Source organism: Sporosarcina obsidiansis, assembly GCF_009651005.1.
GTDB lineage: Bacteria > Bacillota > Bacilli > Bacillales_A > Planococcaceae > Sporosarcina > Sporosarcina obsidiansis.
Genome location: NZ_WHVW01000004.1, coordinates 157,947 through 170,321 on the forward strand (window position 1 = coordinate 157,947; position 12,375 = coordinate 170,321).

General features: G+C 40.3%; 9 protein-coding genes. All 9 read left to right on the forward strand.

Translation table 11 applies throughout. The features are described 5' to 3' along the window. Nucleotide 1 precedes the first annotated feature (1 nt). The 9 genes from GD002_RS05445 to GD002_RS05485 all read left to right on the forward strand — a co-directional run bounded on the left by GD002_RS05445 (nt 2) and on the right by GD002_RS05485 (nt 12,326). Nucleotides 2-1,027 carry an aspartate-semialdehyde dehydrogenase gene (locus GD002_RS05445; RefSeq protein ID WP_153731330.1) on the forward strand — a complete coding sequence of 342 codons (1,026 nt, stop codon included), beginning with the start codon at nt 2-4 and terminating at the stop codon, nt 1,025-1,027. A gap of 45 nt (nt 1,028-1,072) precedes the next feature. After that, nucleotides 1,073-1,960: a 4-hydroxy-tetrahydrodipicolinate synthase gene (gene dapA / locus GD002_RS05450; protein WP_153731331.1), complete on the forward strand. Its 888-nt coding sequence runs from the start codon at nt 1,073-1,075 to the stop codon at nt 1,958-1,960. 439 nt (nt 1,961-2,399) lie between these two features. Continuing rightward, nucleotides 2,400-4,067: a ribonuclease J gene (locus GD002_RS05455; RefSeq protein ID WP_153731332.1), complete on the forward strand. Its 1,668-nt coding sequence runs from the start codon at nt 2,400-2,402 to the stop codon at nt 4,065-4,067. Nucleotides 4,068-4,148: 81 nt separating this feature from the next. Then, nucleotides 4,149-6,491 (forward strand): FtsK/SpoIIIE family DNA translocase, encoded by a 2,343-nt coding sequence (locus GD002_RS05460; protein ID WP_153731333.1) that lies wholly within the window; start codon nt 4,149-4,151, stop codon nt 6,489-6,491. Nucleotides 6,492-6,623: 132 nt separating this feature from the next. After that, nucleotides 6,624-7,352: a GntR family transcriptional regulator gene (locus GD002_RS05465; protein ID WP_153731334.1), complete on the forward strand. Its 729-nt coding sequence runs from the start codon at nt 6,624-6,626 to the stop codon at nt 7,350-7,352. 54 nt (nt 7,353-7,406) lie between these two features. Continuing rightward, on the forward strand, nt 7,407-8,498 hold the full coding sequence (locus GD002_RS05470; RefSeq protein ID WP_153731335.1) for a BMP family lipoprotein: 1,092 nt from the start codon (nt 7,407-7,409) through the stop codon (nt 8,496-8,498). Between the two features lie 268 nt (nt 8,499-8,766). Beyond that, entirely contained in the window at nt 8,767-10,335 is a 1,569-nt protein-coding gene (locus tag GD002_RS05475; protein ID WP_153731336.1) for an ABC transporter ATP-binding protein, read from the forward strand. Then, entirely contained in the window at nt 10,325-11,371 is a 1,047-nt protein-coding gene (locus tag GD002_RS05480) for an ABC transporter permease (RefSeq protein WP_153731337.1), read from the forward strand. Before GD002_RS05475 ends, GD002_RS05480 begins: the two co-directional genes overlap by 11 nt. Before the next feature lies 1 nt (nt 11,372). Further along, nucleotides 11,373-12,326: an ABC transporter permease gene (locus GD002_RS05485; RefSeq protein ID WP_153731338.1), complete on the forward strand. Its 954-nt coding sequence runs from the start codon at nt 11,373-11,375 to the stop codon at nt 12,324-12,326. Nucleotides 12,327-12,375: the final 49 nt, after the last annotated feature.

The window sequence follows — 12,375 nt, forward strand, 5'->3', positions numbered from 1 at the left end:
CATGAAGAATGTAAATGTTGCAATTGTCGGGGCTACCGGAGCAGTAGGAACAAAAATACTTGAAAAATTGGTTGAGCGAAAATTTCCTGCCAAATCCATCAAGTTACTTGCATCCAAACGTTCTGCAGGCGTCGAAATCAAAGCTGCGGGAGAAACGTACATTGTACACGAAACAACGCCTGAAGCTTTTGAAGGTATCGACATTGCATTCTTTAGTGCAGGCGGAAGTATCTCTGAAAAATTTGCACATGAAGCAGTGAAAAGAGGAGCAGTTGTCATTGATAATACGAGCTTCTTCCGGATGGATCCGAACACGCCACTTGTCGTGCCGGAAGTTAATCCACAGGAACTTGAAAAGCATTCAGGAATTATTGCAAATCCCAATTGTTCTACGATACAAATGGTGGCAGCACTAAAACCAATTAAAGATCAATACGGACTGAATAGACTGATTGTTTCTACTTATCAAGCTGTCTCTGGTGCAGGTGCAGAAGCCATAGATGAATTGGCAGATCAAAGTAAGCAATTTTCTGAACGAAGTGAGATCAAAGCAGAAGTATTGCCGTCTTCCTCTGCGGAACGTCATTATCCCATCGCGTTTAATGCAATTCCACAAATAGATCTATTTGATGAATCTGGTTATACACTTGAAGAGTTAAAAATGATCAATGAAACTAAGAAAATCTTTAACGACTATGAAATGTCAGTGGCGGCAACTTGTGTCAGACTTCCCGTTGTATCTGGTCACTCAGAATCTGTCTACATTGAAATCGATAAAGACAACGTAACGGTAGCTGATATCCATGCTATTTTGAAGAACGCTCCTGGGGTTGTCTTGCAGGACGATCCAGCCACGCAACTATATCCAATGCCACTTTATTCAGAAGGCAAGGATGAAGTATTTGTCGGAAGAATTCGTAAAGACTTGAATCATCCGAGAGGTTTTCATTTGTGGATTGTGTCGGATAACTTGTTAAAAGGTGCTGCATTGAATTCGGTGCAGATCGCTGAGAAACTTCTCGACTAATCGGTAAAGATATGTAAGTAAAATGAATGAAAAGGGAGGAGCAAAGTGGAACTTGGAAATATAGGAACCGCAATGGTCACTCCTTTTTCTCCAACGGGTGCTATTGATTATGAAAAAACTGCAAACTTACTTGAACATTTGATCGAAAATGGAACTGATTCTGTAATTGTTAGCGGTACGACTGGTGAATCACCTACGCTTACCGTAACGGAGAAAAAGGAATTACTAGACTTTGTTGTAAAGGTAGTCAATAAGCGAATACCTGTAATTGCAGGAACAGGAACGTTCAATACCGTCGAATCGATTAAGTTGACAAGATCGGCTGAAAGTTCAGGAGCAGACGGGATTATGCTCGTTACTCCTTATTATAATAAGCCTGATCAAAAAGGTATGTACGCGCATTTTTCAACAATTGCCAAAGAAACGTCCTTACCTGTGTTGCTATATAATATTCCAGGCAGATCTGCTATCAATTTGCTTCCAGAAACAGTCATCGCTTTATCCAAAATCCCTACTATACAAGCCGTTAAAGAAGCCAGTGGCAGTCTTGAACAGATGGCTGAAATCATCGAAGGAACTGATGACGATTTTAATGTGTACAGTGGGGATGATAGCTTGACTTTACCACTTCTGTCGATTGGTGGAAAAGGAATTATTTCTGTCTCATCTCATGTGGTAGGAAATGAAATGCAACGAATGATCAAAGCATTTCATGAAGGTCGTACTACAGAAGCAGCAAAAATTCATCGTGCACTTTTACCAGTATTCAAAGCGCTTTTCTCTACACCTAATCCAGTGCCTGTTAAATATGCACTTGAAAAGGCGGGGATATCTACGGGTGGAGTACGATTACCTCTTGCAGCACTAGACGCGAATGAAGCCAAGTTCATTGATTTAGCTCTAGAAAACTTCAAAAAGTCGCAAATAAAGTAAAGCCGGATGGTAGATCCGGCTTTTTTTGTTTGTACTGGAAGCCCACTATCTCGTATAATGGACTTTAGTCGTTGTGGACGGGAATTATCTAGATTCAGCTGAGTATGTCATTTTTAGAAATAAATAAGATCAACATGTTTTTTATCCAGTCGCATGATGATTACGGCTGGATTCAAATAATGCCTCAGTGTGTATACCAAAAAGGCTGTTATGTCTCGACAAGCGTTAGCAAGTCGCGAACATTGTATTTTTTCACAAAGATCAATGGGAACTGATAGACTTATGCTTGGAATTATTAAATAGGATAGACTAGATTACCGTAATAAGTAGCCAGTATCCTTAGTTAATTAAATCATGCAGTAAACAATGCATTACCTACATCGGGTTAAAATACGAGCGCAATTACACCAAGGCACAATAGAACATAGGAGGAAACAATGTGACCAAAATTCAAAATGAAGTAATTCGAGTAATACCTTTAGGTGGAGTAGGAGAAGTCGGCAAGTCTATGTACATCATTGAAATCGATGATGAACTGTTTGTCATGGATTCAGGATTAATGTTTCCTGAAACAGAAATGCTTGGTATTGATATCGTCATACCGGACATGACATATTTAGAAGAAAACAAAGATCGAGTGAAAGGCATATTCTTGACGCATGGACATGAAGATGCGATTGGTGCTATTGCTTATTTGTTACAAAAAGTACAAGCTCCTGTGTATGGAACAAAGTTAACGCTTGCTCTTGCAAAAGAACATTTAAAAAAGATGCCGGCGCCATCAAATGTCCGATTCTTTGAAGTGACGAACCGTAGCCGTATGAATTTCAAGCGAACACATGTAACGTTCTTTTACACGACACATAGCATTCCTGATTCGTTAGGTATCGTATTCCACACGAGTGAAGGAGCAATCGTTAACACAGGAGAATTTAAATTTGACCAGGCTGCGAAAGGCAAGTATCGTCCTGATATAGCAAAAATGGCCACACTCGGAGAAGATGGCGTATTCATTTTAATGTCTGATTCCACAGAAGCAGAACGTCCAGGCTATACGACATCAGAATCAGTTATTGAAAAACGTCTTTCCAAAACATTTCATGAAGCGCAAGGAAGAATCTTAGTAGCGTTGTACGCGTCTAACTTTATTCGGATTCAACAAGTGCTTGATCAAGCCGCGGAAAAGGGTAAAAAAGTTGCGGTAATTGGAAAGAGCTTGGAAAGCTACTTTGAGGTAGGATTGAGACTGGGTTATTTGCAAGTGAAAGAAGATATCGTCATCCCTGTGAAAGATATGGACCGTTATGAAGATCAAGACATCGTAATCATTATTACGGGCAATCAGGGCGAACCTCTAGAAGCGTTAGAAAAAATCGTTCGTAAACATCATAGAGAAATTAATATTAAAGAAACTGACACGGTATTAATTACATTTACACCATCGCCTGTTATGGAGATTTCCATGTACCAGATGATGAATGAATTGGCTAAAGCTGGTGCAACGGTATTAACTTCTACAAGAAATGTTCATGTCTCTGGTCATGGTTCGCAAGAAGATTTGAAAATGATGCTAAACCTTATGCGTCCTAAATACTTTATCCCGATTCAAGGTGAATATCGTATGCTCATTGCCCATTCGAAATTAGCTCAAGAAGTGGGGCTACCTAAAAATCGGATCTTCATTGCAGATAAAGGCGATATTGTAGAATTTAAAAATGATAAGTTACGGATGAGCGGAAGAGTACAAGCTGGTAATGTGCTGATCGATGGAATTGGTGTAGGAGATGTGGGTAACATCGTTCTACGCGATCGCAAGTTGTTATCGCAAGACGGAATCTTCACTGTCGTCGTGACGTTAAACAGAAAACAAAAACGAATTGCTGCTGGACCGGAAGTTGTATCCAGAGGTTTCGTTTATGTCAGAGAATCGGAAGAGCTATTTGAAGAAGCGACAAAGTTGATTCGGAAGATAGTGGAGAAGTATGTGAATAAAGAAACGTTTGAATGGACAAACATTAAGCAAGAGATCCGGGAAACTCTTAGTTCTTATTTATATCAACAGACGAAAAGACGTCCAATGATTATTCCGATCATTATGGAATATTAATACATGTAGTTTGAAAATAATGAAGAAGGATTTCCATGCCATGTAGGCTGGAAATCTTTTTTTCAGAAAGGGGGTTAGCATATGGCTAAAAAGAAAGCGAAAAAAAAGACCCCAGCCAAGAAAAAACAGCAGCAACAAAAACAAGCGCAACCGCTATGGTTTGAAATTCTAGGTGTCGTATTAATAGGATTAGCTGTCATTATGATATTTGAATATGGTGTCATCGGTAGAGGATTAGCTGCATTTTCTCGATTTTTATTCGGCAACTGGCATGTGGCTCTCCCATTCTTAATCATCGTACAAGCTTTAATTTTTATGATTAAGCGGCAAGTGGGTGGGTACAAACATCGAATCGTACTCGGTTGTTTGTTCATTTTGAGCAGTATGTTGTTGTTCAGTCATATTCACTTGTTTCAAACGCTTTATGAAAGTAAAGTGTTAATGTCTAATTCTGCTTTAAAAGAGACGTGGAAGGTTCTCGTGACCAGTGGCGGTATTTACAATCAAGATGGTACGCTTGGAGGTGGCATGATCGGTGCTGTACTCTTTGCGATGTTTCATTCGTTAGTTGATTCGGCGGGCGCCACAGTGGCGGGTGTGCTTTTACTGCTAATTGGTGTAATACTATTGACAGGAAAAGCGCTGATTCCTTATTTGGTCGAACAAACTCCAGTTTTTTTAGAAAAAGTGAAAGACAAGTGGACATCACGGGAAAAGAAGTTGGTCAAGTCACCAGAAGAAGACAGAAAAGAACTTTCACGTAGAAATCGCAAACAACAAGTAAAAAATGAAACGAAACCGATCATTGAAGAAATGATGGACCATCCAGAGCCTGCTACCCAGCCGATTATTTCGAGTTTTACTTCGAAAATTGAGCAAGCACCTGTGGCTGAAAACATGGATGAGAAGGTTACAACAGAAACTATTCAGTCGCAACCAGTCAGTCAAGCATCGGATGAACCGTCCGATTATCCTGTCATGGGGGGAGAACAAGAAAATGAGTCATATATTCTTCCACCAACCAGTTTGTTGGAGCAACCAATTGCAAGTGACCAGTCGGGTGAGTATGATCTAATTCAAGCGAATGCGAAGAAATTAGAAAAGACATTTCTTAGTTTTGGTGTAAAAGCGCGTGTGACGCAAGTTCATTTGGGACCTGCCGTGACGAAATATGAAATACTTCCAGATTCGGGTGTGAAAGTCAGCCGGATTGTCAGTCTATCCGATGATATTGCTTTGGCTTTAGCTGCCAATGGGATTCGTATTGAAGCGCCTATTCCTGGAAAATCAGCCGTCGGAATCGAAGTGCCAAATCATGCGGTCGCGATGGTAAGCTTGCGGGAAGTGCTAGAATCTAAAGAAAATAATCGTGCACAGTCTAAATTGCTCGTCGGATTAGGTCGAGATGTAACAGGTCAAGCAATGATGACAGAGCTCAATAAAATGCCACATGTGCTGATTGCGGGAGCGACAGGTAGCGGTAAGAGTGTCTGTGTAAACGGGATTATTATGAGTATCCTTATGCGGGCAAAACCTCATGAAGTGAAAATGATGATGATCGATCCAAAGATGGTAGAGCTCAATGTCTTTAATGGGATCCCTCATTTATTGGCACCTGTTGTGACGGATCCGAGAAAAGCAGCTCAGGCTTTGCAACGTGTAGTCTCTGAAATGGAAAGAAGATATGAATTGTTCTCTCATACCGGAACTAGAAATATTGAGGGCTACAATGGTCATATTGAACAGTGGAATGAGGATAATGACGAAAAACATCCGCGGATGCCTTATATTGTGGTCATTGTTGATGAGTTGGCGGACTTGATGATGGTAGCTTCCAATGAAGTGGAGGATTCCATCACACGATTAGCACAAATGGCTAGAGCTGCCGGTATTCATTTAATTATCGCCACACAAAGACCGAGTGTAGACGTCATTACAGGAATTATTAAAGCAAATATCCCTTCTAGAATCGCTTTTGCCGTTTCATCAGCCATCGATTCAAGGACTATTTTGGATGGTAGCGGAGCGGAGAAATTATTAGGACGGGGCGACATGTTATTTCTACCAGCTGGCGCTTCCAAGCCAACACGTGTACAAGGTGCTTTTGTTTCGGATGAAGAAGTAGAAGCAGTAGTAGATTTCATTATTGAACAGCAAAAAGCACAGTATCAAGAAGAAATGATCCCGACTGAAGTTGAAGTTGTGCAACCTCATGAAGAAACCGATGATCTATACGATGAAGCGGTTCAAATGGTCGTTGAAATGCAAACAGCATCGGTATCGATGATTCAGCGGCGCTTCCGTGTTGGATATGCGAGGGCCGCACGAATAGTAGATCAAATGGAAGCACGTGGAGTAGTAGGGCCTCCTGAAGGTAGTAAGCCAAGACAAGTGATGATAGGAAAATCAGATTTAGAATACTAATGAAGCACTGTGTAAATCGCCTGAAATGTATAATTTTATTCGAGAACCTAACTTGATATTTCCTTCTTCTAAAGAAGATGATATAGTTAGCATATAAGTAATCAGAGGTCTGACGTCTTGGGAGGTGGCTATATGTTCGTGAAGAAAGATCCGAGGCATTTATATGTTCAGGTCATCGAGCGTCTAAAGCAAGATATCCAGTTAGGGCGGTTTCAAGAAAATCAACGACTCCCCTCAGAAGCGAGACTCTCGGAGTTACTGGGGGTAAGCCGTGCAACTTTACGTGAGGCTTTTCGAGTGTTGGAAGAAGAGAAAGTAATCTTCAGAAAGCATGGAGTAGGAACATTTGTCACTTCCCAGCCGATGGTTTTGTCGGGAATTGAGCAGCTTTCAAGTATTACGACGATGATCCGCAATGCGAATATGGAGCCCGGCACGATTGTGCAAGATATTTCGTTCATCCCAATGACCGAAGAGTTGAAAAAACGTTTTAACATTACAGATGATCAGATGTATTTCCAAATTAAACGTATTCGAACAGCTAATGGTGAACCAGTAGTATATTGTGTGGATCATGTGTTGCTAGAATGTTTGCCCGACGGAATCGAAAGTCAACTTGACGCATCATTATTTGATACAATCGAGAAGTCTGGATTAATTCGAATTGGACAGGCCGTTGCAGAAATAGAACCAATTAGTTACCATCCAGAAGCATTTGAAGCATTGTCATGTGATTCTTCGCAATCTCTTTTATCACTATCTCAAGAACATTTCAGCGAAGAAGGAAAAATGGTTCTTTATTCAAAAAACTTTTTCCGCGCAGATAAATTTAAGTTCCATGTAGTCCGTAAACGGGTATAAGACGTATAACGTCCTGATTTCATACCAAAATTATGACAGGGGAGGTCATTATTGATGAAGAAAAGAAAATTTGGGTTGGCTATGTCTTTAGTGTTAGCTGCGGGTACGATGTTAGCTGCTTGTGGTTCTGACAAAAAAGACGATAATAATGCAGGTGAAAAGCCAGCAACGGGTAATGATACCGAAAAGAGTGAATTCTCTATTGCCATGGTAACAGACGTTGGGGGAATAGATGACAAATCTTTCAACCAATCAGCTTGGAAAGGCGTTAAAGAATTTGGGGAAGAGCAAGGATGGAAAAAGGGTGAGGGCGGATTTGATTATTTGCAATCTACAGACCCGTCAGATTACACAACGAACTTAAATAACTTGGCTCGACGCGACTTTAATTTAATATTCGGTGTTGGTTACTTGATGGAAGATGCTATCAGTGATATTGCTGCACAGCAAAAAGATACTGAATTCGCAATTATTGATGGTGTAGTAGATGCACCGAACGTGACGAATGTTCTATTTAAAGAGCAAGAAGGTGGATTTCTTGCAGGTGTTGCAGCAGCTTTGATGACGAAGTCTGACAAAATTGGTTTTATTGGCGGTATGGATATTCCGGTAATCGAACGTTTTGAAGCTGGTTTCTTGGCAGGTGTTGCAGCAGTTAAGCCAGATATTAAAGTAGATGCTAAATATACAGGTGCGTTCGATAAAGCGGAACTTGGTAAAGCAGAAGCAAGCCGTATGTATTCTTCAGGCGTAGATATTATTTTCCACGCTGCAGGTGGTTCAGGTAACGGAGTGTTCTCAGAAGCGAAAGAACGGAAGCAAGCGGATAAAGATGCATACGTTTGGGTAATTGGAGTAGATTCTGATCAGTATGAAGAAGGTAAAGTTGGCGATGATAACGTTACGTTAACATCTATGTTAAAGCGTGTAGATGTTGCAGTTAAGGATATTTCGAAATTAGCAATGGAAGGAAACTTCCCTGGTGGAGAGACAAAAGTATACGGTCTTCATGATGAGGGCGTATCACTTGCGGATTCTCGCGGTGCCATTCCACAAGATGTACTAGATCAAATTGATGAGTATGCACAAAAGATTGCTGATGGAGAAATTGAAGTTCCTGAATTCGTAGAGAAAAAGAAGAAATAAGTTTCTAAATAAGATAAAGGCCGGTATTTTGCCCGGCCTTTATTTGATTAAAATTTGTAAAATAAAGGTTCTTTGAAAATGTTCTGGAATCTTTATTTTATTAATTTTAAATTTATGAAATACAAAGTGGAATGCCTGGTCAAATTTAATTTGAGAGGTGTTAATGCCTTCATATTTTTTGCTTTACATACAACTTTATCAGACTAAGAGCTACATGTAATTCTGCTACATTCAAATGAACTTTATTACTGGCAAGGAAGTGATTGGAATGGAATATGTTATCGAAATGCTGGATATCTCGAAAAACTTTGGAAACTTCTATGCGAATGACCAGATCACGCTACAACTTGAAAAGGGCGAAATTCATGCACTGTTAGGAGAAAATGGAGCAGGGAAATCTACATTAATGAATGTCTTGTTCGGACTGTATCAGCCAGATGGCGGAGAGATTCGCGTCAGAGGTGAAAAGGTGGACATAACGGATCCTAACGTCGCAAATGATCTAGGGATTGGTATGGTTCATCAACATTTTATGTTGGTAGAAAACTTAACGGTCACAGAAAACATTATTTTAGGAAGCGAACCGACAAAGTCAGGCATGATTAATATTAAAGATTCCGCAAAAAAAGTGGAAGAGATTTCAAAAACCTATGGGCTAGATGTCGATCCCTATGCGAAAATTGAAGATATTTCAGTTGGGATGCAGCAACGAGTAGAAATTTTAAAAACGTTATATCGAGGGGCAGATATTTTAATATTCGATGAGCCGACAGCTTCTTTGACACCTCAAGAAATCGAAGAACTTTTAAACATCATGCGCAAACTTGTTGCAGAAGGAAAATCCATCATTCTGATCACGCATAAATTGCAAGAGATTATGAATGTTTCAGACAAGGTAACAGTGATTCGTAAAGGTAAAGGAATTGGCACTGTGATCACTGCAGAAACAAATCCGGAAGAATTGGCAACACTAATGGTTGGTCGGCAAGTGACATTCAAAACCGAAAAAGGACCTTCTCATCCGACAGAAGAAGTATTGAAAATCGAAGACTTAGTTGTCAATGATTATCGTGGAATTGCGAAGTTAAAAGGTCTCAATCTCTCTGTACGTAGGGGTGAAATCGTAGGGATCGCCGGGATCGATGGCAACGGGCAGTCTGAATTGATCGAAGCTATTACAGGGCTGACAAAAGTGAAAAGTGGAAAAGTCTACATTAATTCAATAGACGTCACAAACAAAAAACCGAGAAAAATCACGGAAACAGGAATTGGACATATCCCACAAGACCGCCATAAACATGGTCTCATCCTAGATTTTTCAGTTGGTTATAACGCAGCCTTGCAATCGTATTATCACGAACCATTTTCAAAAAATGGAATCATGAACTATAAAGTTGTAAATGAAAAAGCAAAAAGTCTGATTGAAGAATTTGATGTGAGAACGCAAGGCGTGGATGAACTGGCAAGAGCATTGTCGGGAGGAAACCAGCAGAAATTAATCATCGGTCGTGAAGTACTTCGTAATCCTGATTTGCTAATTGCTGCTTTGCCAACGAGAGGCTTGGACGTTGGGGCGATTGAGTTTATTCACCGGCGTTTGATCGAACAGCGCGACAGTGGGAAAGCTGTTCTTCTTATCACATTTGAACTTGATGAAGTAATGAATGTATCGGACCGTATTTCTGTCATTTATGATGGCGCGATAGTGGGTACTGTCACTCCACAAGAAACAACTGAACAAGCGCTAGGGTTAATGATGGCAGGTCATTCGAAAAGTGCAGCACTAAACGTAGAGAAGGCCGATCGGAAAGATGGTGATGAACATCATGTCGAATAGAATGATTAATATACTAGTGCCGGTGATTTCGATCATTTTAGGTCTCCTAGTGGGCGCAGTCGTAATGTTAATTAGTGACTATAATCCAATTACAGGATATACGGCTTTATGGAATGGTATTTTTGGTGATTCTTATGTGATTGGGGAAACAATCCGTCAAATCAGTCCATATATACTTGCTGGGTTAGCGGTAGCATTCGCATACAGAACGGGACTCTTCAATATTGGAGTTGAAGGTCAACTAATTGTGGGATGGTTTGCAGCAGCTTATGTAGGTATGGCATTCGATCTTCCCAAAATTATTCACTTACCGCTCGCACTACTGGCAGCAGCATTAGCGGGCGCATTATGGGGACTTGTACCAGGTATTTTACGAGCTACATTAAAAGTACACGAAGTAATTGTTACGATTATGATGAACTATATTGCACTACACGTAGTTAATGCATTAATAAAAACTATTTCTGGCGGTGGGTTTAAAACAGAAAGAATTAAAGAGACAGCATCGTTGCGATCTGAATTTTTATCTAATCTAACAGATTATTCAACATTACACTATGGAATATTTGTGGCGTTGGCAATGGTTGTTGTGATGTGGTTTATCTTGGAGAAAACTAAGACAGGATTTGAATTGAAGTCAGTCGGTTTTAATGATAATGCCTCAAAGTATGCAGGAATGAGTGTAAATAAAAATATTGTGATGGCAATGGTCATTTCAGGTGCATTTGCAGGTTTAGGCGGTGCAATGGAAGCGCTTGGAACATTTGGTAATATGTCTTCGATGGGCGGTTTTACCGGCATTGGTTTTGATGGAATTGCCGTAGCTCTACTAGGTGCTAATACACCACTAGGAGTCATTTTTGGTGCGTCTTTGTTTGGCTCATTGAAATATGGTGCCAACAATATGCCAAATGAGGCTGGAATACCAGTGGAAATTGTTTCAATCATTATAGCACTTGTTATTTTCTTTGTTGCTTGCGGTTATATTATCCGTGTAGGATTAGAACGTTTACGTAATAAGAAGGAGGCGAAGTAAGATGTTAGATGTGCTATATTTCATCGTTCCTATAACGATTGCTTCTGCTGCCCCTCTTATTTTTACTGCAATTGGTGGTGTGTTTTCCGAACGATCAGGGGTCATAAACATTGGTTTGGAAGGTCTAATGATCATGGGTGCTTTCATTGGGATTTTATTCAACTTGTTTTTTGCGGATTCTTTGGGCAGTTGGACACCTTGGATAGCCTTGCTAGTAGCCATGCTAGTATCCGCTTTATTCGCTACCTTACACGCGGTCGCTTCCATTTCATTTCGAGCAGATCAAGTCGTCTCGGGTGTAGCAATTAACATGTTGGGTCTGGCCATTGCCTTATTTTCTGTTAAGATGATTTTCGGTAAAGGGCAGACAGACTTTATTCAGGAGAAGATTCCAAGATTCAATGTTCCATACTTGCAAGATATCCCAATTATTGGACCGATGTTTTTTAAATTAGTATATGGGTCTTCGATTATCGCAATAGCTGTAGCAATTATCGCTTGGTTCGTTATTTATAAGACGCCATTTGGTTTGCGTTTACGTTCTGTAGGTGAACATCCAATGGCTGCAGATACAATGGGAATCAAGGTTACGAAAATACGTTATATTGCCGTAATTATTTCTGGTGGTCTTGCGGGAATTGGTGGGGCGGTTTATTCACAGACAATTACCAACGATTTTGGACATGCTACAATTAACGGCCAAGGATTTATGGCCCTTGCCGCGATGATTTTCGGAAAATGGCATCCCCTAGGTGCTATGGGGGCCGCTTTATTCTTCGGGTTCGCGCAAGCTTTGGCAATTAGTTCTTCAAGTATAAAGTTTTTATCAGATATACCAGCTGTGTACTTCCATATATTCCCGTACGTTCTAACGATCTTAGCGTTGGCTGGATTCCTTGGGAAAGCGAATGCACCAAAAGCACTTGGGAAACCTTATATAAAAGGAAATCGATAATATTCGTGAAAAGCTATCTGAAGAAAATTTTACTTCGGATAGCTTTTCT

Bases quoted from the DNA above. Each gene is read 5' to 3' on its own strand.
- GD002_RS05445 (WP_153731330.1), top strand. From the start codon at position 2: ATGAAGAATGTAAATGTTGCAATTGTCGGGGCTACCGGAGCAGTAGGA.
- GD002_RS05460 (WP_153731333.1), top strand. From the start codon at position 4,149: ATGGCTAAAAAGAAAGCGAAAAAAAAGACCCCAGCCAAGAAAAAACAG.
- GD002_RS05465 (WP_153731334.1), top strand. From the start codon at position 6,624: ATGTTCGTGAAGAAAGATCCGAGGCATTTATATGTTCAGGTCATCGAG.
- GD002_RS05470 (WP_153731335.1), top strand. From the start codon at position 7,407: ATGAAGAAAAGAAAATTTGGGTTGGCTATGTCTTTAGTGTTAGCTGCG.
- GD002_RS05475 (WP_153731336.1), top strand. From the start codon at position 8,767: ATGGAATATGTTATCGAAATGCTGGATATCTCGAAAAACTTTGGAAAC.
- GD002_RS05480 (WP_153731337.1), top strand. From the start codon at position 10,325: ATGTCGAATAGAATGATTAATATACTAGTGCCGGTGATTTCGATCATT.
- GD002_RS05485 (WP_153731338.1), top strand. From the start codon at position 11,373: ATGTTAGATGTGCTATATTTCATCGTTCCTATAACGATTGCTTCTGCT.